The sequence below is a fragment of the Streptomyces flavalbus genome, from assembly GCF_042674625.1.
Lineage (GTDB): Bacteria > Actinomycetota > Actinomycetes > Streptomycetales > Streptomycetaceae > Streptomyces > Streptomyces flavalbus.
The window spans coordinates 7,258,231-7,279,526 of sequence record NZ_JBHTEB010000001.1 but is presented as its reverse complement, the minus strand read 5'-3'; the positions used below and the strand labels follow the sequence as shown (position 1 = coordinate 7,279,526).

At 73.4% G+C, this 21,296-nt stretch carries 22 protein-coding genes; 12 read left to right on the top strand and 10 right to left on the bottom strand.

Annotated elements, in window-relative coordinates:
- The first annotated feature begins 3 nt into the window (after positions 1–3).
- From ACFQZ6_RS32540 to ACFQZ6_RS32530, 3 genes are all read left to right on the top strand, one after another.
- Entirely contained in the window at positions 4–927 is a 924-nt protein-coding gene (locus ACFQZ6_RS32540) for a MurR/RpiR family transcriptional regulator (protein WP_381616556.1), read from the top strand.
- Between the two features lie 205 nt (positions 928–1,132).
- Positions 1,133–1,513: a hypothetical protein gene (locus ACFQZ6_RS32535; RefSeq protein ID WP_381616553.1), complete on the top strand. Its 381-nt coding sequence runs from the start codon at positions 1,133–1,135 to the stop codon at positions 1,511–1,513.
- A gap of 127 nt (positions 1,514–1,640) precedes the next feature.
- On the top strand, positions 1,641–4,220 hold the full coding sequence (locus tag ACFQZ6_RS32530; protein ID WP_381616550.1) for a SpoIIE family protein phosphatase: 2,580 nt from the start codon (positions 1,641–1,643) through the stop codon (positions 4,218–4,220).
- Positions 4,221–4,227: 7 nt separating this feature from the next.
- On the opposite strand, the gene ACFQZ6_RS32525 is transcribed toward ACFQZ6_RS32530, so the two are convergent.
- A complete protein-coding gene (locus ACFQZ6_RS32525; protein WP_381616547.1) occupies positions 4,228–4,578 on the bottom strand; it encodes a helix-turn-helix transcriptional regulator in 351 nt (116 codons plus the stop codon).
- Between the two features lie 75 nt (positions 4,579–4,653).
- On the opposite strand from ACFQZ6_RS32525, the gene ACFQZ6_RS32520 reads away from it, so the two are divergent.
- Positions 4,654–5,403, top strand: a complete 750-nt coding sequence (locus ACFQZ6_RS32520; RefSeq protein ID WP_381616544.1) for an ANTAR domain-containing protein — start codon at positions 4,654–4,656, stop codon at positions 5,401–5,403.
- A 3-nt stretch (positions 5,404–5,406) separates the two neighbouring features.
- Here the strand turns inward: ACFQZ6_RS32520 and ACFQZ6_RS32515 are convergent, their stop codons facing one another.
- A complete protein-coding gene (locus tag ACFQZ6_RS32515; protein ID WP_381616541.1) occupies positions 5,407–6,237 on the bottom strand; it encodes a hypothetical protein in 831 nt (276 codons plus the stop codon).
- Positions 6,238–6,663: 426 nt separating this feature from the next.
- Here ACFQZ6_RS32515 and ACFQZ6_RS32510 point away from each other — a divergent pair, with 426 nt between their 5' ends.
- Positions 6,664–7,023, top strand: coding sequence for a Zn-ribbon domain-containing OB-fold protein (locus ACFQZ6_RS32510; RefSeq protein WP_381618830.1), 360 nt, complete (start codon positions 6,664–6,666; stop codon positions 7,021–7,023).
- A gap of 7 nt (positions 7,024–7,030) precedes the next feature.
- Here ACFQZ6_RS32510 and ACFQZ6_RS32505 read toward each other — a convergent pair whose 3' ends face one another.
- Positions 7,031–7,420 (bottom strand): PPOX class F420-dependent oxidoreductase, encoded by a 390-nt coding sequence (locus tag ACFQZ6_RS32505; protein ID WP_381616538.1) that lies wholly within the window; start codon positions 7,418–7,420, stop codon positions 7,031–7,033.
- A gap of 88 nt (positions 7,421–7,508) precedes the next feature.
- On the opposite strand from ACFQZ6_RS32505, the gene ACFQZ6_RS32500 reads away from it, so the two are divergent.
- Both ACFQZ6_RS32500 and ACFQZ6_RS32495 read left to right on the top strand, forming a co-directional pair.
- Positions 7,509–8,339, top strand: coding sequence for an SAM-dependent methyltransferase (locus tag ACFQZ6_RS32500; RefSeq protein ID WP_381616535.1), 831 nt, complete (start codon positions 7,509–7,511; stop codon positions 8,337–8,339).
- A gap of 115 nt (positions 8,340–8,454) precedes the next feature.
- Positions 8,455–9,837, top strand: coding sequence for a S1 family peptidase (locus tag ACFQZ6_RS32495; RefSeq protein ID WP_381616532.1), 1,383 nt, complete (start codon positions 8,455–8,457; stop codon positions 9,835–9,837).
- A gap of 80 nt (positions 9,838–9,917) precedes the next feature.
- Here ACFQZ6_RS32495 and ACFQZ6_RS32490 read toward each other — a convergent pair whose 3' ends face one another.
- The 5 genes from ACFQZ6_RS32490 to ACFQZ6_RS32470 all read right to left on the bottom strand — a co-directional run bounded on the left by ACFQZ6_RS32490 (position 9,918) and on the right by ACFQZ6_RS32470 (position 13,751).
- The gene (locus tag ACFQZ6_RS32490; RefSeq protein WP_381616529.1) at positions 9,918–10,106 is read right to left on the bottom strand and encodes a hypothetical protein; all 189 of its coding nucleotides are present in this window, start codon (positions 10,104–10,106) and stop codon (positions 9,918–9,920) included.
- A 68-nt stretch (positions 10,107–10,174) separates the two neighbouring features.
- A complete protein-coding gene (locus tag ACFQZ6_RS32485; protein WP_381616526.1) occupies positions 10,175–10,870 on the bottom strand; it encodes a L,D-transpeptidase family protein in 696 nt (231 codons plus the stop codon).
- Between the two features lie 134 nt (positions 10,871–11,004).
- Complete coding sequence (locus ACFQZ6_RS32480) at positions 11,005–11,919, bottom strand: SDR family oxidoreductase (protein WP_381616523.1); 915 nt, start codon at positions 11,917–11,919, stop codon at positions 11,005–11,007.
- A 114-nt stretch (positions 11,920–12,033) separates the two neighbouring features.
- Positions 12,034–12,663 (bottom strand): MBL fold metallo-hydrolase, encoded by a 630-nt coding sequence (locus ACFQZ6_RS32475; protein ID WP_381616520.1) that lies wholly within the window; start codon positions 12,661–12,663, stop codon positions 12,034–12,036.
- On the bottom strand, positions 12,663–13,751 hold the full coding sequence (locus ACFQZ6_RS32470) for an S-(hydroxymethyl)mycothiol dehydrogenase (protein ID WP_381616517.1): 1,089 nt from the start codon (positions 13,749–13,751) through the stop codon (positions 12,663–12,665). Before ACFQZ6_RS32470 ends, ACFQZ6_RS32475 begins: the two co-directional genes overlap by 1 nt.
- 145 nt (positions 13,752–13,896) lie before the next feature.
- On the opposite strand from ACFQZ6_RS32470, the gene ACFQZ6_RS32465 reads away from it, so the two are divergent.
- Positions 13,897–15,651, top strand: a complete 1,755-nt coding sequence (locus ACFQZ6_RS32465; RefSeq protein WP_381616514.1) for an ABC transporter ATP-binding protein — start codon at positions 13,897–13,899, stop codon at positions 15,649–15,651.
- Positions 15,652–15,674: 23 nt separating this feature from the next.
- Here the strand turns inward: ACFQZ6_RS32465 and ACFQZ6_RS32460 are convergent, their stop codons facing one another.
- Positions 15,675–15,962 (bottom strand): hypothetical protein, encoded by a 288-nt coding sequence (locus ACFQZ6_RS32460; protein WP_381616512.1) that lies wholly within the window; start codon positions 15,960–15,962, stop codon positions 15,675–15,677.
- A 172-nt stretch (positions 15,963–16,134) separates the two neighbouring features.
- Between ACFQZ6_RS32460 and ACFQZ6_RS32455 the strand changes: the two genes are divergently transcribed.
- The gene (locus ACFQZ6_RS32455; RefSeq protein WP_381616509.1) at positions 16,135–16,500 is read left to right on the top strand and encodes a nuclear transport factor 2 family protein; all 366 of its coding nucleotides are present in this window, start codon (positions 16,135–16,137) and stop codon (positions 16,498–16,500) included.
- Between the two features lie 18 nt (positions 16,501–16,518).
- On the opposite strand, the gene ACFQZ6_RS32450 is transcribed toward ACFQZ6_RS32455, so the two are convergent.
- Complete coding sequence (locus tag ACFQZ6_RS32450) at positions 16,519–17,178, bottom strand: TetR/AcrR family transcriptional regulator (protein ID WP_381616506.1); 660 nt, start codon at positions 17,176–17,178, stop codon at positions 16,519–16,521.
- Positions 17,179–17,327: 149 nt separating this feature from the next.
- Here ACFQZ6_RS32450 and ACFQZ6_RS32445 point away from each other — a divergent pair, with 149 nt between their 5' ends.
- The 3 genes from ACFQZ6_RS32445 to rfbC all read left to right on the top strand — a co-directional run bounded on the left by ACFQZ6_RS32445 (position 17,328) and on the right by rfbC (position 21,290).
- Positions 17,328–18,578: a YncE family protein gene (locus ACFQZ6_RS32445; protein ID WP_381616504.1), complete on the top strand. Its 1,251-nt coding sequence runs from the start codon at positions 17,328–17,330 to the stop codon at positions 18,576–18,578.
- A 170-nt stretch (positions 18,579–18,748) separates the two neighbouring features.
- Positions 18,749–20,692, top strand: coding sequence for a glycosyltransferase family 2 protein (locus ACFQZ6_RS32440; RefSeq protein WP_381616501.1), 1,944 nt, complete (start codon positions 18,749–18,751; stop codon positions 20,690–20,692).
- 4 nt (positions 20,693–20,696) lie between these two features.
- Positions 20,697–21,290 (top strand): dTDP-4-dehydrorhamnose 3,5-epimerase, encoded by a 594-nt coding sequence (gene rfbC / locus ACFQZ6_RS32435; RefSeq protein ID WP_381616499.1) that lies wholly within the window; start codon positions 20,697–20,699, stop codon positions 21,288–21,290.
- Positions 21,291–21,296: the final 6 nt, after the last annotated feature.

Here is a 21,296-nt window from a genome sequence, read left to right as displayed (position 1 = left end):
CCGGTGCCATCGCCGCAGCAGGCACGCGCACAGGCATCCGCGATCACCTCGGGGAAGACGGTTCCGGAGGCGGAGGCCGCCCCGGCCTCCCAGCTCAGGGCGCTCTTCGACCGGCCGCGGCTGTCGCCGGGGCAGCGGCGCATCGCCCAGTACCTGATCGAGCACCTCACCGAGGCGGCGTTCCTGTCGATCACCGACCTCGCGGAGCGCGTCGGGGTGAGCCAGCCGTCGGTGACCCGGTTCGCGGCGGCGGTCGGGTTCAGCGGCTACCCCGCGCTGCGGGAGAAGCTCCAGTCGATCGCGCTCGGCACCCTCGCCCACGGTCCGGCCACGGCGGCGGAGAAGACCGCCAACGAACTCCAGGCGGCGGTGGACGCCGAGGTCGAGAACCTGGAGAACCTGCGCCGGGACTTCGCCGACCCCAGCCAGGTCATCGAGGTCGGCCGCGAGCTGTCCGCGTCGACGCCGCTGACCGTGCTGGGGCTGCGGATCTCCGCCTCCCTCGCCGAGTACTTCGGCTACGCCGCCCGCCGGATCCACCCGGACGTCCGGCTGGTCACCCGGGGCGGCACCGTCGCCTACGACGCGCTGCTCCAGGCCCGGGAGGCGGGCGGCTCCTGGGTGCTGGCGTTCTCGCTGCCCCGGCACGCGCAGGAGACGCTGACCGCGGTGCGGGTGGCGCGGGAGGCGGGGCTGCGGGTGGCGCTCATCACCGACCTGGCGCTGGGGCCGGTGGCCGACGCGGCGGACGTCACCTTCGCCACCGGGACCGGGTCCCGGCTGGTGTTCGACTCCTACGCGGCGCCGGGGGTGCTGGCCGCCGCGCTGCTCCAGGCCATGACGGACGCCGACCCGGAGCGGACGCAGGCCCGGCTTGAGGCGTACGAGCACATCGCGGAGCAGAACCAGTTCTTCCTGCCGAGCTGAACGCGCACATCAAGGCGCACATGAATGTTTTCATGCGTCTTGCCAACAGGACGGCATATATAAATACTGCTCGCGGATGCCGACGTCCCCTACCCACGTCGGCGCCGGGGCGCCGCGAGCGTCCATGGCGCGGCCCCGGTCATCCCCTAGACCGGGGCCGCCCCGACCGGCGGACCCCCGTGACGACGCAGCACACCCGGAAGCGATGAACATGCCCCTGACGTCCACGCGCACCAGCGCGGACTGGCCGTGCCAGGTCAAGACCCCCGGCAGCTACGACTGGGAGCGCTCCGCCGCCAAGTGGCTGCGCGAGCTGGTGCCCGCGCGCTACGCCAGCTATCCGGTGTTCCTGCGCCATCCCGTGCTGCTCGCCCGGCACGCCCAGCTCCAGGTCGAGCAGGAGATCCGGACCGTCCGCACCGCCCTCCAGACCGCCCGCGCGGACCTCCCCCGGCTCGGGATGCAGGAGTCCGTCATCGAGCACACCATCAAGCTCTACGCCGCCGAGGTGCTCCAGCTCCAGCACATCGCCCGCAGCGTCCGCGCGGTCACCCAGGCGCTCGCGGACCACCACGCGGGCCGCTGAGCCGCGCCGGGTCCGGCGGGGCGGCGGGCGGCAGACGGCAGGCGGCGGGCGGCGGGCGGCGGGCGGCGGGCGATCAAGTCCGGCGGACTTCGCGACCCGGGGTGTGTCGATGTGCCATGCTCAACGCGTGACCAGCGAGCCGGTCGTCCCCCCGGAGCGCGGCGCCGCGGCCGAGGCCGCCGCGACGTCAGCGGTGCTGGAGCGTGCCCGCGGGGCGGTCATGGCGCTCACCGGGTGCTCCGCGGACGCCGCCTTCGAGGAGCTGACGCAGCGGGCGAAGGCCGGGGGCCGGACGCTGATCGAGGAGTGCTGGCGCACCCTCGGCGGCCTGCCCCGCCACGCACCGGACGCCACCCCGCGCCCTCCGGGCACCACCCCGCGTTCCCCGGGCGCCACCCCGCCCCCTTCGACCGCCACGCCGCGCCCTCCGGCCGCCGCCGTCCCCCCGGACTCCTTGGCCATCTCGCCGGACGCCTCGCGGCCTCGGGCCGACGGCGCCCCACCGGCAGCCCCGCGGTCCCCTGCCGACGCCATCTCTCCGGACAACACCTTGCAGCCCTCGCCTGACGCCATCTCGCCCGACACCTCGCAGCCCCCGGCCGACGCCATCTCGCCCGACACCTCGCAGCCCCCGGCCGACGCCGTCTCGCCCGATGCCTCGCGGTCCCCGGCAGACGGTGTCCCGGGGGCGGCCGACCGGGCCGGGGTGCTGGCGCGGCTGGGGGTGGCGCTGGTCGCCGTCCGGGACTGGCGGGAGCTGGCCCGGTGTCTGTGGGAGCACCTCGGGCCGCCGGTCGGTGCCGACGCCGTCATGGTGTACGTGCCGCGGCCCGACGGGGGTCTGGAGCTGGCCGGGCACGCCGGGATCGACGACGCGCTGGCCGCGCGCTGGCGCCAGGTGCCGCCGCTGCGCGGGCTCGCCCCGCTGGACGCGCTGCGCACCGGTGAGCCGCGCTGGCTGGCGGAGGCCGCGGTGGCCGACGAGCGGTACCCCGTGATCGGCGATCCACCGGAGCGCTGGCGGTCCCGCGCCTGGCTGCCGGTGCCCACCGGTCCGGGCGGCCCGGGGGTCGCCGTCGGGGTGCTGCGCGAGCGGGGCGAGCCGTTCGGCCCCGAGGAGCGCGAGCTGCTGCGGGCCGTCGTGCCGCTGTGCGCCGGGCGGCTGCGCGATCTCGGCCCCACCGGACCGCGGGACGCCCTCGACGCCGTGGCCGCCGCCTTCGACGTACTGCCGGGCGCCGTGGCCCTGCTACGGCCGGTGGGTACGGCGGCGGATGACGACTACGACGTCGTCGCCGCCACCCCGGAGGCCGCCGACGCCCTGGGCCGCCCCGGCCGCCCGCCGACCGGGCTGCGGTTGCGGGAGTGCTGGCCCGGCGCGCACGACAGGCTCTGGCCGGGGCTGCGGCGCGCCCTGGAGACCGGGGAGCCGTACGAGGCGGGGCCGTTCGTGGTGGGCGCCGGGGCGGCGGAGCCGGTGACCTACGCGGTGCGGGCCGAGCGGCTGGGCGACGGACTGATCGTCACCTGGCCCCGCGTCGACCCGTCGGACCGGCAGGAGCGGCGGCTCGCGGACGTACAGCGGCTCGGCAACCTCGGCTGGGCGAACTGGAACCTGGTCACCCACGAGGCGCTCTGGTCGGACCAGATGCGCACCGTGCTGGGCCTCGCCCCCGACGACGACGCCCCGCTCCCCCTCACCGCCCTGCCGGATCTCGCGGTGCCCGAGGACCGCCCGCTGTTCACCGGCGCGGTCCGGGCGCTGGTGCGCGAGGGACGCCCGCTGGACGTGCCGTTCCGGGTCCGCGCGGGCGGGGCGGTCCGGTATCTGCGGGCCGTCGCCGAAGCGACGACGGACGTGCACGGCACCCCCGTCGAGGTGCACGGCTTCGTCCAGGACCTGACCGCGCAGCGCAGCGCGGAACTGGCCCTGGTGGAGAGCGAGCGGGCCATCCTGGTGCAGCACGGCGTCCTCCAGGCCGAACGGGCGCTCGCGGGCCGCCTCCAGCACGCGCTGCTGCCGCTGCCGCGCCGCCAGCCCGTCCGGTTGGCGGGGCTGCGCGTGGAAGTGGCCTATCTGCCCGCCCAGTCGGGGCTGCACGTCGGCGGCGACTGGTTCAGCGCGATCGAACTACCCGACGGCACCGCCCTGTTCGTGGTCGGCGACGTCGCGGGGCACGGCGTCGACGCCGTCGCCACGATGGCCCAGCTCCGCTTCACCGCCAAGGGCATGGTGAGCACGGGCTCGTCACCGACGGGGGCGCTCAACCGCCTGAACACGCTGCTGCTGCACTCCCACGACTCGCACGGCACGGCCACCCTGGTGCTGGCCCGCTACCACCCGGAGGGGCGGCGGCTGGTGTGGGCGCAGGCGGGTCATCTGCCGCCGCTGCTGAAGCGGGGCGGCGAGGTGCGCTACCTCGACCGCCCGGCCGGGATGCTGCTCGGGGCGAGCGCCACGCCCGCGTTCGAGGAGGCGGAGTGCCGTCTGGAACCGGGCGACCGGCTGCTGCTCTACACCGACGGTCTGGTGGAGCGGCCGGGTGAATGCCTCGACGTGGGTCTGAAGCGGCTGGCCACGGCCACGAAGGAGCGGCACTCGGAGGTGCCCGGCTCACTGAGCCCGCTGCTGTCGGCGATGCTGGAGGGCGAGCGGCGCGACGACGTGTGCGTGCTCGACATCAGGGTGCCGGACGGCGCCGCCTAGGTCCCGTTCAGGTGTCTTGGACGTGGGGCCGCTCGTCCGGGTTGTCCCGGAAGCGGTACGCCTCGTCCTTGACCAGCAGCGCGAGCAGGGCGGCCACGGTCAGCCCGGACTCGGCCGGATGGCGCAGCACCTTCGAGGGCTCGATCCGGTACGTGTTGCCGCGCCCCTCGCGGGTGTGCGAGAGGTAGCCGTCCCGCTCCAGATCGCTGATGATCTTCTGTACGGCCCGTTCGGTGAGGCGGCAGTACGCCGCGATGTCACGGATGCGGACGTTGTGGTCGTCGGCGATGGCGGCTAGTACACGGGCATGATTAGTGAGAAACGTCCATCCTGTATGCGGCTCAGGCACTCCACCCATGGAGCCAGCATAGGGCCTCCGTTTCCCGCATACAGAAGCATGAAATTTGTTTCCGGTATCCCTTGACGTGTTCTCATGGGTGGGGTGAGCCTGATGACGTACGCCCTGGAGACCCGAGGAGAGGCGGCCATGCCGGAGTCCGCGCGTTCCGCGTTGCCCCCGTCAGCGGATGCCGTAGCGGCACACGGCGGCGACGGCCTCGCCGCCCGGGTGCCGAGCGGCCTGCTGGCCGAGACCCGGTCCGAGGGAACCCGCACATGTGTGACCCTCCGTGGGGAACTGGGCCTGCCGGTGGACGACGACCTGCAGAAGATCCTCCGGGAGACCCTGGCCGACTCCATCGAGGGTATCGACCTGGACCTCACCGGGGTGGAGTTCTGCGACTGTTCCACCCTGAACACCTTGCTCACCGTGCGCGAACAGGCCCTGGCCGACGGCAAGACGGTCACCGTCCGCGCGGCCGGGCCCGCCGCGGGGCGGCTGCTCGCGCTGACCGGCACGCTCACGATGTTCACCCCGGCCCTGGCGGGCGGCGGCGGCAGCGACGGCGGCCTCGGGGTGGAGGTCGTCCAGTTGCGCCGGGCCATGCAGACCCGGCCGGTGATCGACCTGGCCCGCGGGGTGCTGATGGCGTCCTTCGGACTGAACCCGGACCAGGCCTGGGAAGTGCTGGTGGCGGCCTCGCAGAACACCAACACCAAGCTGCACCGCCTGGCCGACGACCTGGTGACCGCCGTCCAGGGCGATCCGCTCCCGGACGCGGTGCAGCGCCAGGTGTCCGCCGCGGTGGCCCGGGTCATGGCGACGCGGGCCGACGGCGCCTGAGCCTCACGCCGCCGCGAGGAACCGCCGCAGGGACGCCCTGAACGCCGCGACGAAGGCGTCCCGCGCGGCGTCCGGGAGGGCGTCGAGGGACAGGTAGGGGTTCAGGTCCTCCAACTCCACCAGCAGCAGCTCCCCGCCCGGGGCGCGGCAGGCGTCCACCCGCTGGATGCCGTGCTCGATGCCGTTCCAGTCGATGAAGCGGCGGGCGAACTCCAGGTCCTCGACGGTGGGCTGGTACGGCTCCAGGCGCCAGCGCCGCTCGGGGTCGGGGGCGTAGAGGGCGTACTGGAAGTCGTGGTCGACGAAGTAGAAGGAGACCTCGTAGCGGAAGTCGACGTACGGCTGCACGAGCACGTCGCCGTCGGCCAGGCCGGACAGCTCCCCCGCGGACAGGACGCGCAGCCCTATGGAGTCGGCGCCGAGCCTGGGCTTGACGACGTACCGCTCGGCTGGCGGCAGCCGGTCGAGGTGCGCCGCGCGGTCCACGGTGGGGATGACGGGCATCCCGGCGGCGGTCAGGTCGATCAGGTACTGCTTGCCGGTCATGTCGGCGCGGCCGGTGAGCTGGTTGTAGACCGGCGCCCCGGTGCGCAGCGCCCGCGCGCGGAACTCCTCGTACGCCGCCTGGTAGGCGAGCACCGGCCCGCTGTTGCGGACGACCACCGCGTCGAAGGCGTCCAGCAGCGCGGCGGCGTCCAGCGGGTGGCACAGGGCGAGGTCGAACTCCTCGCGCAGTTGGGCGGTGAGGTGGATGTCCTCGTCGCAGTAGCGGCGCCCGCGCGCCTGGTAGGCCAGGTCGGTCACGTACAGGACGCGGGGGCGGGCGGACGGCATACGGATCTCCCGGGGGTGCGGAACGGTCCCGAAAGGCTAAGCCGTGCCGCCCCGAGGGCCTCAGCCCCCTCCCTGTCCGGCACTGAGTGCCAGCACCTTGCTCATGAGTGCCATCGGCCGGGCGCAAGGGGCGCCGCGCGCCACCCCACCGGGGTGCGACTGAGGCCCAAATTAGTGGTACCGAGTCCCTTTACGGCTGGCACTGAGTGCCATACGCTGTGCGCGTGCACGGTGGCACGGTGACCGGGCACGTCCGTGCACGGGTGAGCCGCGCACGTGGGATTTCCGGCCGAGCGCAGGGAGTTGACCAGCGTGTACCACCACACAGGACACGACTCAGGGCACCACTTCGGACGTCCGACCTACCACCAGTCCGCCCAGCGCCCCACCGGCGCCGCCCCGCAGGGCGCCGGGACCGCGGCGGGCGTGCTCGACCACGCCGCCCCGGAGCCGGAGGCGCTGGTCTACCAGCGCTGCACCTGGTGCGGCACCGCCATGTACCACCGGCTGCTGTGCCCGGTCTGCCAGGGCAGCGACCTGCGCCAGGAGCGCAGCGAGGGCACCGGCACGGTCCGCCACTCCACCGTGCTGCACCGCAACACCCCCGCCGCGCGCAACGTCTCCCTGATCGAGATGGCGGAGGGGTTCGTGGTGCGCGGCCGGGTCATGGGCCCGCCGGTCAGCATCCACAGCGGCGACCGGGTGCGGCTGTCCACCGCCAAGGACCCGGTGCGCGGCGAGCCGGTGTTCCAGTTGCTCGACGAGCCGTACCGGCCCTGGTCCTGACCCGGCCTCAGGAGTCCGGCGTCACCCTGATCCCGACCGTCCCGGACGTGCCCCGCCGCAGCCTGCTGCCGAGCAGCGTGAGGCGGCCGACGACGCCGTACTTGCGGGCGATGAGCCTGCGGTAGCGGGCGGCGGTGGCGGCGTCGGCGATCTCGGCGGTGGCCGGGTACTCCGGGCCGAGGGGGTTGCCGCGCAGGTCGCAGGCGGCGACCCGGACGTCGGCGCGGCGCCTGATCCGCTTGACCTTCCAGGAGTCGGCGACCGTCCACACCCCCAGCGCCCCGTCCCCGTCGCGGACCACCCACACCGGGGTGGGCACGCCCGTGCCGTCCTTGCGGTGGGTGATGAGCAGGAGGTACTTGCCGTCTCCGAGCTGCTTCACCGGCGTCTCGTCCATTCCCGGAGTCTAAGGCGAACGCGGGCGTCTAGATTGCTCCTTGACAGTGCACCAGGCATCAGGCACCAGGCACACCAGGAGCTGACCCGTGACCGAGAACCCGGCCGCGACGGACGGCGTCGCAGAGACGCTGCGCGAGCGCATCAACACCAGCCAGCCGCACACCGCGCGGATCTGGAACTACTGGCTCGGCGGCAAGGACAACTACGAGGTCGACCGCGCCGCGGGCGACCAGATCCGCCAGCTCCACCCGGGTATCGGTGACTACGCCCGCGCGGACCGGCTGTTCCTCGGGCGGGCCGTGCGCCATCTGGTGGAGGAGGCCGGTATCCGCCAGTTCCTGGACATCGGCACCGGACTGCCGACCGCCGACAACACCCACGAGGTCGCGCAGCGCCTCGCCCCGGAGTCGCGGATCGTCTACGTCGACAACGACCCGCTGGTGCTGGCGCACGCCCGCGCCCTGCTGACCAGCACCCCCGAGGGCCGTACCGACTACCTCGACGAGGACCTGCGCAACGTCGACACGATCCTCGAACACGCGGCGAAGACCCTGGACCTCAGCCAGCCGGTGGCGCTGGTGCTGCTCGGCGTGGTCATCTTCATCGGCGACGACGAGGACCCGTACGCGCTGGTCCGGCAGTTGATGGACCGGCTGCCGTCCGGCAGCTACCTGGTGCTGTCGCACACCATCACCAGCCCGGCGATGCCCGACGTGGATGAGGCGGTGAGGTTCTGGAACGAGCACGGCACCCCGAAGCTGACCCAGCGCACGCCCGAGGCGGTGGCCCGGTTCTTCGACGGCTACGAACTCCTCGAACCCGGTGTGGTGTCGTGCTCGCGCTGGCGTCCGGAGCCCGTGGACGGGCCGGAGCCGGAGGAGGTCGCCATGTTCGGCGGGGTGGCCCTGAAGCGGTGAGCCGCCGCCCGGCGCGGTGAACACCGGCGGGCCCCGGCACGTATGGACGAGGGGCGCCCGACCACCGGGCGCCCCGCGGCGCTGACGCCGCGCGTTCGGGGTTCGGGAGCCACGCATGAGGCACGCACGACGACGGATCGTCCGGCGGGTGACACGGCTGGCGGCCGTCGGTGGACTGCTGCTGGGCACCGTGATGGTCAGCAGGGCCGTCGCCAGCGAGTCCCCGGCGCCGCCCGAGCCGCGCGGCACGTCCGGTGGTGCGTGGACGGCGCCCGCCGCCCCGCTCCTGGACCGGCTCGGCACCGCCCGTACGGCGGGCAGTTGGATCGGTGACGACGGGCGGCCGGTCGTCGCGGTCACCGACCGGCGGGCCGCCGCCGAGGTGCGGGCGGCGGGCGCGGCGGCGAAGGTCGTCCGGCACAGCATGAGCGACCTGGAGTCGGCCACGGCGGCGCTGCGCGCGGCGCCCCGGGTGTCGGGCACCGCGTGGGCGGTGGACTACCGCGCCAACGAGGTGGTGGTCCGCGGCGACAGCACCGTCTCCGCCGCCGACTGGTCGCGGCTGACGGACCTCGCCGACGGCATGGACGGCACCGTGCGCATGGAGCGCGCCGAGGGCGCCTTCACCACCCGGCTGAACGGGGCGCGGCAGATCCTGTCGACGGCCGGTCGCTGCTCGGCGGGGTTCAACGTGACCGACGGGCGGCGGGACTTCATCCTCACCGCCGGGCACTGCGGGCCCACCGGCTCGGTCTGGTTCGCGGACAGCCGGGGCAGCCAGCAGGTGGGCCGCACGATCCGCGGCAGCTTCCCCGGCGACGACTTCTCACTCATCGCGTACGCGGACGGCCGGGCGGGCGACGGCGCCGACGTGGTCGCGGTCGGCGCGGGGCGCGGGGTGCGGATCACCGGGCTGGGTGATCCGGCGGTCGGCCAGCGGGTGTTCCGCAGCGGCAGCACCACCGGGCTGCGGGACGGCCGGGTGACCGCGCTGAACGCCACCGTGAACTACCCGGAGGGCACGGTCAGCGGCCTCATCGAGACGGACGTGTGCGCCGAACCGGGCGACAGCGGCGGCCCGTTGTTCTCCGAGGGGATCGCACTGGGGGTGACCTCCGGGGGCAGCGGTGACTGCGCGGCGGGGGGTACGACGTTCTTCCAGCCGGTGACGGAGGCGCTGGACGCGCTCGGTCTCGACCTGATCGTGTCGGCGCCACGGGGCGCGGGCGCCTCGCCGGAGCCGTCCGCGGCGGCGACGCGGGGCGCGGGGGCGCCGGGTGTGGCGTCGCCGGGTACGGCGTCGCCGGGGTCGTCGGCTCCGGTGGACGGGGGCGTGCGGGCGACGGCGCTGCTGGCGCGGCTGTCGGACCCGCGGAACGTCGGGCCCGGACTGCTGGTCGTCGCGGGGAGTCTGGTCGCGCTGGTGGCGACCCGGTGGATCCGCGCCGAGCAGGACCGCAGGTCCTACCAGCGGCACTACTCGGCGATGTGGGGATGACTGGCCGGTGTCGGTGCGTGGGAGATGGACGGACCCGGCGCCGGTCAGGGCGCCGGGTGACGGGCGGATGCCCGCGGTGGTCAGGCGGCGGCGCGAGCCGACTGGGGGGCCGCGGCGGCCCACTCCATCACGAGGCGCTGGTACTCCGCGCGCTGCTCGGTGTTGAGTGTCCCGCCCGCCCGGCGCCACAGGGCCCGGATCTCCTCGTTGACCTCCGCGGCCGATCGCTCGGAGACGGGTTCAACAGTGGTGGACATGCTGTGCAGCATACGAGTTACGAGGTGAAGGTGCTGTGAGTATTCAGGAGCGAATCCGGCATTTCGGACCGTGTCGCTTGTCACGTGCCCGGCTTGCGGCCGTAGACGAAGACGTCGTCGCCCGTCTTCAGCAGCGACCAGTACTTCTTGGCCGTGGTGCTCGTCATGTTGACGCAGCCGTGTGAGCCGGGCGGGTTCCACATGCTGAGCTGCACCGAGTGGAACGCCTGGCCGCCGTCGAAGAACTGGCTGTAGGGCATCGGCACGTTGTAGATGGTGGAGACGTGGTCGATGTTCCGCCAGTAGACCTTCTTCAGGCCGGTGCGCGTCTCGTAGCCGTCGCGGCCGGTGCGCACCGGCACGGGCCCGTACACGAGCTTCTTGCCGTCCTGGATCCAGCTCAGCTGGAGGGTGAGGTTGACGCAGGCGATCCGGCCCTTGTTGACCGGGCACTTCCCGTCCTTGTTCGGGTTGCTCCCGACCGCCTTCTGCTTGCGCATGAGGTCCATCACACCCCAGGTGATGGGACCGGCGTAGCCGACGTTGGGCGTGATGCCGTGCTTGGTCTGGAACGCCTTGATCGCCTTGCAGTCGGCGGCCGACTGCCTGCCGTCGACCGGTCGGCCCAGGAACTTCTCCACCTGCTTCTGGTACGGGCCCGTCTGCGTCGTGCAGCTCGCCGCCTGCGCCGTACCGGCGCCCGCGACGACGGTGACCGGCGCCACCAGCGCCGTGACCCCGAGTACGACGGCTCCCCGTCTGCGTCTGTCCCCCATGAGTGGCCCCGCCTTTCGCGTGGAGAGTGCGCTCCGCCGGTCGGTGCGGACGCGCTGTCTGTCAGCTAGACGGTAGGCGACGGCGGAAGGTTGCACGGCGGGCCCGGCCCGTCACGTAGCACAGCTCACACGGCTCAGCGGTAGCCGGTGGTGTCCGCGGGCCTGCCCGGGTCCTGGACCTCGACGAGGTAGCGCCAGGCGTCGGGGCGGCTGCCGTCGAGGTCGGTGAAGCCGTACTCCCGCGCGAGGCCACCGCTGGAGAGGGAGTGGCCGTTGAAGCGGGCCACGTCCGGGTCGACGGCGAGGGCGGCGACGGCGCGGCCGACGTAGCGCGGGGTCTCCGAGATCGCGAAGTGCGGCTCCTTCTCCAGGGCGTCGCGCCAGTTGTCCTCACGGACGCCGAACGTCTCCAGCATCATCTCCGAGCGCAGCCAGCCCGGGGTGAGGGCGACGGCGGTGGCGCCGCGCGGGCCGAGTTCATGGCCGAGGGCGAAGGCCATCCGCAGCACGGACGCCTTGGCGAGGTCGTAGAAGAAGTTCACGCGGTAGGTGTCGCGGTTGTACTCGGCGGTGCCGTCGGTCATCTCGACGACCAGGCCGCCGGGGCGGCGCAGCAGCAGCGGCAGGGCGTGGTGGCTGGTGACGGCGTGCGTCTCCACCGCGAGGCGGAGCAGCCGCAGCCCGTTGTCCAGGTCGTGCTCCCAGACGGGGGTGTCCCACTGGAAGAGCTTCTCGCCGCCCCAGACGTCGTTGACGAGGACGTCGAGGCGGTCCTGCTCGGCGGCGATCCGGTCGACCAGGGCGCGGACGGCGGCGGGGTCGAGGTGGTCGGTGGGTACGGCGACGCCCCGGCCGCCCGCGGCGGTGACCAGGTCGGCGGTGTCCTCGATGGTCTCGGGGCGGTCGTACTCCGAGCGCTGGTGGCGGGTGGTGCGGCCGGTGACGTAGACGGTGGCGCCCGCGGCGCCGAGTTCCACGGCGATGCCGCGTCCGGCTCCCCGGCTCGCCCCCGCCACCAGTGCGACCTTGCCCGTCAGCGGTCCTGTCATGTGTCCGGCCTCCCGTGTCGTTCCTCGCTGTCTCTGCCACGAGGGTGCCGGGGAAGCCGGACATCTCCTGTCGCCTTTTCCGTGGGGATCGCGGAGATCGCCCGGACGGCGCCGTCAGTGGCCCCGGGCGATCCACTCCGCCAGGTGCGGGGCCTCCGCGCCGATGGTCGTGGCGTCGCCGTGACCGGTGAGGACCCGTGTGTCGGGCGGCAGGGTCAGCAGCCGGTCGCGGATCGAGTCGATGATCGTCGGGAAGTGGGAGTAGGACCGGCCGGTGGCGCCGGGGCCGCCCTGGAAGAGGGTGTCGCCGGTGAACACCGCGCCCAGGCCGGGGTCGTACAGGCAGACCGCGCCGGGGGCGTGGCCCGGGGTGTGCAGGACGGTGAGGTCGGCGCCCGCCGCCTCGATGACCTGGCCGTCCTGGAGGTGTGCGTCGGGGTCGCGGTCCGGGTGGGTCTGCTTCCACAGCGGCAGGTCGTCCGGGTGCAGCCAGATCAGCGCGCCGGTGCGGTCGGCCAGCGCGGGCGCGGCGCCGACGTGGTCGTTGTGGGCGTGGGTGCACACGATCGCGGTGAGGCGCCGGTCGCCCACGGCGGCGGCGATGGCGTCGGCGTCGTGCGCGGCGTCGATCACGACGCACTCGGTGTCGTCGCCGACGATCCAGACGTTGTTGTCGACGTCCCAGGTGCCGCCGTCCAGGCTGAACTGCCCGGAGGTGACAAGGCGTTCGATGCGGGCGGCCATCACGGCACCACCACCGAGCGCAGCACGTCACCGGCGTGCATCCGCTCGAACGCCTTCTCCACCTCGTCCAGTTGGATGGTCTCGGTGACGAACGCGCCGAGGTCGAGTCGGCCCTGCTGGTGCAGGTCGACGAGCATGGGGAAGTCCCGGGAGGGCAGGCAGTCGCCGTACCAACTGGACTTGAGGGCGCCGCCGCGGCCGAAGACGTCCAGGAGCGGCAGTTCGAGCTTCATCTCGGGGGTGGGCACGCCGACCAGGACGACGGTGCCCGCGAGGTCGCGGGCGTAGAACGCCTGCCGGTACGTCTCCGGGCGGCCGACGGCCTCGATGACGACGTCCGCGCCGAAGCCGCCGGTCAGTTCGCGGATCGCCTCGACGGGGTCGGTCTGGGCGGAGTTGACGGTGTGGGTGGCGCCCATCCGGCGGGCCAGCTCCAGCTTGCGGTCGTCGATGTCGACGGCGATGATCCGCGCCGCCCCGGCGAGCCGGGCGCCCGCGACCGCGGCGTCCCCGACGCCGCCGCAGCCGATCACGGCGACGGTGTCGCCGCGGCCGACGTTCCCGGTGTTGATCGCGGCGCCGATCCCGGCCATCACGCCGCAGCCCAGCAGTCCGGCGACGGCCGGGGAGACCGCCGGGTCGACCTTGGTGCACTGGCCCGCCGCGACCAGCGTCTTCTCCGCGAACGCGCCGATGCCGAGGGCCGGGGACAGCTCCTGGCCGGTGGCGGCGAGGGTCATCTTCTGCCCGGCGTTGTGGGTGTCGAAGCAGTACCAGGGGCGGCCACGGCGACAGGCCCGGCACCGCCCGCACACCGCGCGCCAGTTGAGGATCACGAAGTCACCGGGGGCGACGTCGGTGACGCCGTCGCCGACGGACTCCACGATCCCGGCCGCCTCGTGGCCGAGCAGGAAGGGGAACTCGTCGTTGATGCCGCCCTGCTTGTAGTGCAGGTCGGTGTGGCAGACCCCGCACGCCCGCACCTGGACGACGGCCTCCCCCGGCCCCGGGTCGGGCACGACGACCGTCTCGACGCGGACCGGCTCGTCCTTCCCCGGTGCGATCACACCCCGTACTTCCTGCGCCATGGCGCTGGCCCTTTCCTCGGCGGCTTCCGTCGTCTTCGACCGTACGCGCGACTGATCGGTAACGTCAGCCGTCGCGGCCGTCCGCGGCCGGTTGTCAGTGGCCCCGCGTAGATTGAACTCCTCGCCCGGCCCGTGAAGGAGACCCGTGAGCCTCGCCCCGACCGAACCCGGCCCGCCGCCCTGGCGGCTGCTGCTCGGCTATGTCGCACCGCACCGCTGGTCCCTGCTCACCGGGGCGCTGCTGTCCCTGCTCACCGGCGCCACCGGGCTGCTGCTGCCGCTGGTGGCCCGGGAGCTGATCGACGACCTCGCCCACGACCGGACCATCACCGGCGCGCTGCTGCTCATGTCGGTCCTGGTGGTGGCCAACGCGTCGGTGGGCGCGCTGGGTTCGTACGTGCTGCGGCGGACCGCGGAGTCGGTGGTCCTCGGCGCGCGCAAGGCCCTGTCGTCGTACCTGCTGCGGCTGCGGATACCCGCGGTGGACCGCAGTGAGCCGGGCGACCTGATGGCCCGGATCACCTCCGACACCACCCTGCTGCGCGAGGTCACCACGGACTCCCTGGTCGGCCTCGGCACCGGCGGGCTCACCCTGGTGGCGACGGTGGTGATGATGGGCCTGGTGGACCCGGTGCTGCTGGCGGTGACGCTCGCCGTGGTGCTGGGCGCGGGCACGGTGCTCGGGGTGATCGTGCCCCGGATCAACCAGGCCAGCAGACGGGCGCAGGACGCGGTCGGGGTGATGGGCGCCTCGCTGGAGCGGGTGCTGGGCGCGCTGCGCACGGTGAAGGCGTCCGGCGCCGAGCACCGCGAGGAGCTGACGCTGCACACCGCCGCCGAGGACTCCTGGCGGCAGAGCGTGCGCGCCGCCAAGTGGTCGGCGGCGGCGGGGAACACGGCGGGCCTGGCGATGCAGAGCGCGTTCATCACGGTGCTCGCGGTGGGCGGGGCGCGGGTGGCGACCGGCGTGATCGACATCGGCACGCTGGTGGCGTTCCTGCTGTACGTCTTCTATCTGATGGCGCCGATCCAGCAGGTGGTGGGCGCGATCACGCAGTACCAGACGGGCGCGGCGGCGCTCACCCGCATCCAGGAGGCGCTGCGGCTGCCCGCCGAGGAGCGGGCCCCGGCGGCGCCGCTGCCGGAGGAGTCGGCGGAACCGGCCGCGGTCGCCTTCCACGACGTCCGCTTCCGCTACGCGGACGATCTGCCGTACGTCCACCACGGGGTCAGCTTCGCGGTGCCGCCGCGCGGCATGACCGCGTTCGTCGGGCCCTCCGGCGCGGGCAAGACGACGGTGTTCTCGCTGATCGAGCGGTTCTACGACCCGGAGTCCGGGGTGATCACGCTGGACGGCCGGGACGTCGCGGAGTGGGAGCTGCCGCGGCTGCGGTCCGCGATCGGCTATGTGGAGCAGGACGCCCCGGTGCTGTCCGGTTCGCTCCGCGACAACCTGCTGCTCGGCAACCCGGACACCGACGAGGCGGCGCTCGCCCGGGTGCTGAAGACGACCCGGCTCGACGGGCTGGTGGCGCGGCTGCCCGCCGGTCTGGACACGCTGGTCGGACACCGTGGCACCCGGCTCTCGGGTGGGGAGCGGCAGCGGGTGGCCATCGCCCGCGCGCTGCTGCGCCGCCCCCGGCTGCTGCTCCTGGACGAGGCGACCTCGCAGCTCGACGCGGTGAACGAGGCGGCGCTGCGGGACACGGTCGCCGACGTGGCGCGGGCGACGACGGTGCTGGTGGTCGCGCACCGGCTGTCGACGGTGACGATGGCGGACCGGATCGTGGTGATGGACGCGGGCCGGGTCAGGGCGGTCGGCACCCACCGCGAGCTGGTGGCCGCCGACCCGCTGTACGCGGAGCTGGCGGCCACCCAGTTCCTGGCGACGGCGGGCTGAGCCGTGCGGCGCCCGCGGGGGGGCTACCTGATGCCGTGGACCAGCCCGACGACGGGAGCGACCGGAGCCGCGACCTGCTCCAGTTCCTTCAGGCGCCGGAGCTGGGCCACCTGCTGGGAGGGCAGGGGCAGGGCGTCCCGGTAGCGGACGGGCATGTCCTTGACCTGGAGCGAGTCGACGATGGCCAGCGGGCTGATCTTGCCGGTGCCCTTGGCCTCCGCCTCGGCGGCGCCCGCCGCCGTGGGGGCGGCGAGACCCGCGACACCGGCGGCGAGACCAACGGCAGCGACGATACGACGTGTTGAGATCATGCCTTCAGCAACGGCACCGGACCCGGCCCGGACACGGGGCCCCGGCGCCGGTCACCCGTCAGGCGCAGCGGGGGGTCTGCGTTTGCCGGGCGGCGGGAGGCGGAGGAGGCTCGTAGGTGAGGCTCTTTCGCGGCCCGCGCCGACCGGGCCGCGGCTCTTGGAGGAGGTCACCATGGGCACTGCGGCAGGTACCGGCTTCGACACCGAGGCGCTGCGCCGGGGCATCGAGGGACAGGACGCGTCGACGCTGCTGTCCCTGTACGCGGACGACGCGCAGGTACGCATCGTGGACCACAACACCCAGCCCAGCCACCCCAAGGTGATGCGCGGCCGGGACGAGATCAGTTCCTTCCTCGACGACGTCTACAGCCGGGACATGACCCACACGCTGGACAACTGCGTCGTGCAGGGCGACCGGCTGGCGTTCAGCGAGTCCTGCGAGTACCCGGACGGGGTGCGCGTGCTCGCCGAGTCGATGGTCTCGCTGCGCGACGGGAAGATCACCGAGCAGACGCTGATCCAGGCCTGGGACGAGTAGGCCCGGAGCGGCGCTGGCTCACGCCCCCCGGTCCCCGCCCGGGGGGCGCACGATGCACAGCAACTGGCGGACCAGTTCGTCGACGACCTCGTCCAGCGTGGCGTCGACCCATCCGGCGTTCCAGTCGTGGAGCAGTCCGTTGACGCTGCCGATGAACGCCGTCGCGGCGAGCCGGTAGTCGCGGGGGGCTGCCTCCCCGCGCGCGACGGCCGCGTCGGCCTCGGCGCACAGCAGGTCGACCCACCGGGCGCGGCGGGCCAGCCGCTGTTCCTCCAGGCGGGGGCTGACGCCGACGATCTCCACGAAGGTGATGCGGATGCGGCGCGGGTCGGCGGTGACGTTGGCGGCGTAGGCGCGGAAGATCGCGGCGGCCCGCTCGGCGAGCGGCAGGCCGCCCGCGTCCGCGACCGCCGCGAACACGGCCTGCTCGGCCCAGTCGTTGACCTGGAGGTGCAGGGCGGCGAGGACGTCCTCCAGGGTGCGGAACTCCTCGTAGAACTGGCGGGTGGACAGGCCCGCGGCCTCGCTGAGCGCGGCGACGGTGGTGGCGCGGTAGCCGGGGGTGTCGCCGAACAGCCGTAGCGCCGCGTCCAGGAACCGGGCGCGGCGTTCGGCCTTGCGTTCCTCGGCGGACCTGCCGCCGTACCGGCCGGTCGGCGCCCTGAGCCTGCCCGCCACGTGGTCCCTCCCCCGTGCGCCCCGTCGATGCGATCTCCAATTTTGTCGTGTACGCGGTCTTGTGGTGAAGGCCAACCCTCCTTACTTTTCAGTAAGTTCACTCTGAACGTGCTCGTATTCAGATTCCCCCCTCCGAGGAGAGAGCACCCATGCCTGCCATCAGACCCAGGCACCTTTGCTCCGTGGCCGCCGCCCTCGCCCTGACCCTGGCCGCCCCCGCGACCGCCGCCACCGCCGACCCCGGCCCCGCCGCCCTGCGGGAGGTGCTGTTCGTCGGCAACAACTGGGACGGCACCGCGGACGTGCTGAAGTCCTCCGGCGACTTCGCGAGGATCGGCCGGATCAACGTCGTCCCCGACAAGGCCCAGCGGATGGCCGAGATCAACGCCGACCCGATCCGGTGGATCTACTTCATGGCGATCCGCAACAGCGTCGGTGAGGGCCACGACCAGTTCGTGGATGACATGTACGCGACGCCGGACGGCCGCTCGATGGTGGTCTCCCGGCCCAGTTTCGCGGACGTGGTCTCCATCGACGTCACGACCGGCGCCGTCAACTGGCGTTTCCCGGTGTCCGGTTACCGCGCCGACCACATGGCGGTCTCCCCCGACGGCACCCGGGTCGCCGTCTCCGCCTCCACCGCCAACACCGTGCACGTGCTGGACATCGACACCGGCGCGCAGGTCGGCAAGTTCGCCACCGGCGACAAGCCGCACGAGAACGTCTTCACCGGCGGCGGGAACTACATCTGGAACATGTCCATCGGTGAGGTGAACACCGACCTCGACGCGCCCTGGCTGGACTGGACGAAGGGCGACCGCAAGATCACCGTCGTGGACGCGCGGACGTTCCAGCAGGTCAAGGTGGTCGACATGCGGTCGCGGCTGGACGCGATCGGACTGAAGGACTACTCCGACGCGGTGCGGCCCGCGGCGTTCAGCCCGGACGAGTCCAAGCTGTACTTCCAGGTGTCGTTCTTCAACGGCTTCTTCGAGTACGACGTCGCCACCGACCGCATCACCCGCACCAAGACCCTGCCGAAGAACCCGGCGACCAGCGACGACCGCACCTCGTTCGTCAACGACTCACGCCACCACGGCATCTCGATGAAGCCGGACGGCAGCAAGCTGTGCGTCGCGGGCACGATGGACGACTACGCGACCGTCGTGGACCGCACGACGCTCCAGGAGGGTCCGCTGGTGCCCGCCGCGAAGCCGTACTGGGCCACCGTCAGCGGCGACGGCAGGTCCTGTGTGATCTCCGAGAGCGGCGCCGACCAGGTCACCGCGATCGACTTCGCCACCGGCCGGAAGACCGTCTCCGTCCCCGTCGGCGACCACCCGCAGCGGGTCCGCCTCGCCCGCGTCCCCGCCGACTGGACGTCCCCGTCCGCGAGCTGACCGCCCCGCGCGGCCCACGCCACCCCCGCGTGGGCCGCGCCCCCACGTGTGCCCACCGCGGCCCGGGAAGGCGACCGGTGACCGCGCGCCCCGCGGCAGGGCGTTAGCATCAGGCCACGCGCATCATGCTCGCAGGTGAACGGCAAGCGACCCAGGGGGCCCGTTACCACATGCCGGTCAAGGTCAGTGTTGTCGTCCCGGTGTACAACCCGGGCCGGTATATCGAGGAGTGCGTCGCGTCGCTGCTGAGGCAGTCGCTGCCGCCCGACGAGTACGAGGTGATCTTCGTCGACGACGGTTCCACCGACGAGACGCCCGCCCGGCTGGACGCGCTCGCCGCCGAGGACCCCCGGGTCAGCGTCATCCACCAGGAGAACTCCGGCTGGTCGGGCAAGCCCCGCAACGTCGGCATCGCCGCCGCCCGCGGCGAGTTCGTGATGTTCGTCGACCACGACGACCACCTCGGCGACGAGGCCCTGGAGCGGATGTACGACTACGGCGTCGCCCATGACGCGGACGTGGTGGTCGGCAAGATGGCGGGCCAGGGCCGCGGCGTGCCCGTGGAGCTGTTCCGCGTCAACCGGCCGCGCGCCTCCGTCGCGGACGCCCCGCTGATCGACAGCCTCACCCCGCACAAGATGGTCCGCCGCGCCTTCCTCGACCGCACCGGCCTGCGCTTCCCGGAGGGCAGACGGCGCCTGGAGGACCACGTCTTCGTCGCCGAGGCGTATCTGCGCGCCGACAACGTGGCGGTGCTCAGCGACTACGTCTGCTACTACCACACCCGCCGCGACGACGGCTCCAACGCGGGCTTCCAGCGCTTCGACCCGGCCGGGTACTTCGGCAACCTGCGCGAGGCCCTCGACGTCGTCGAGCGGTACACCGAGCCCGGCCCGCTGCGGGACCGGCTGCTGCGCCGCTGGCTGCGCAACGAGATGGTGGAACGGCTGCGGGGCCGCCGTCTGCTGGCGGCGCCCGAGGACTTCCGCCGCGAGCTGTTCAAGGAGATCCACGCCGTCGTCGTGGAGCGCTTCGGGCCCGGCGTCGCGGCCGGGCTCCAGCCCGTCCAGCGGATCGTCGCCGCGCTGGCCGCCGCCGACCGCTACGACGACGTGGTGGCGTTCGCCGAGTGGGAGTCCGCGGTGGGGCTGACGGCCACCACGGAGGGCGTCGAGTGGCGGGACGGCGCCCTGCACGTCGAGGTGGCCGCCGAACTGACCCTCGACGGTACGCCGATGACCTTCCCCGCCGACGCCCCCGAGCCCTCGTTCGACGAACCGCCGCGCGATGTCGCGGACGCGGTGGAGCGGCTGGGCGCGGAGAACGCCGCCCACTTCGACAAGGCCACGCTCGACCTGGTGCTGCGCGAACGCGCCAGCTCCGCCCCGCACTTCCAGCCCACCCGGGTCACCCGGGAGCGGGTCCCGGTCGACGACGGCTCCCGGGTCCGCCTGGTGCTGCGGGCGACCGCCACCGTCGACCCCGGCGGGGCGGCGAGCGGACGGCCGCTGGCCGCCGGGGCGTGGGACGCGGTGGCCCGGGTCCGGATGGGCGGCTGGACGAAGGAGACCAGGGCCGCCGTGGGCACCACGGCGCTGCCGTACGCCGGGGTGGTCGCGGGGCACGTGGTGCTGCCGTACGCCACCAGCCCGCACGGCAACCTGTCCCTGGACGTGGACCAGGCGCGCGGGCGGCTGCGGCTCGACCGGAACGGGGTGAGCGACGTCCGCGTCGTCAAGGGGCGGCTGCGGGCGCGACTGCCGCTGTACGCGCCCGGGGCCACCGAGGTGCTGCTGCGGCTGACGGCGTCCGGGAAGCGGGCCGTCACCGTCCCCGGCACGCTCTCCCCCATGCCCTCCGGGCCGCGCGCGGTGCTGGACGCCGTGGTGCCGAACGGGCGGCTCACCGGCGACGGGAGCTGGCGGGTCGGCCTCGGCCCCGACCCGCGCGCGGACGAGCCGCAGTTCGTGTCGCTGCCGCTGGCGCTGCGCACGGCGCCGGGCGGGGTACGGGACCGGGTGGTGCGCGTCCGGCGCTCGCCGGGGGTGCGGCGGCTGGTGCGCCGGGCACGGCGGGTGCTCGGCAGGGCGAAGGCGTGGACGAAGGGAAAGTGACGGGATGCGCGCGCTGGACATCGAGGGCGCCTGGGTGCTGGAGCCCAAGGTCTTCCCGGACGAGCGGGGCAGCTTCCACGAGTGGTACCGGGGCACGGAGTTCCGCGAGGCCACCGGCTACGACCTGACGCTCGCGCAGGCCAACTGCTCCGTCTCCCGGCGGGGCGTGGTGCGCGGCGTGCACTTCTCCGACGTGCCGCCCGGGCAGGCCAAGTACGTCACCTGCGTGCGCGGCGCCGTCCTGGACGTGGTGGTCGACCTGCGCGTCGGCTCCCCGGACTTCGGGCGCTGGGAGGCCGTACGGCTCGACGACGACACCCGGCACGCGGTGTTCCTCGCGGAGGGCCTCGGGCACGCCTTCATGGCCCTCACCGACGACGCGACGGTGGTGTACCTGTGCTCCACCGGGTACGCGCCGAAGCGCGAGCACGGGGTGCACCCGCTCGACGCGGACCTCGGCATCGACTGGCCCGCGGGCGTCACCCCGGTGCTGTCGCCGAAGGACGCGGCGGCGCCGACGCTGGCTCAGGCCCGGGACACCGGGCTCCTGCCGTCGTACGACGCCTGCCGCGCCCACTACCGGCGGCTGCGGCCCTGAGGGCTC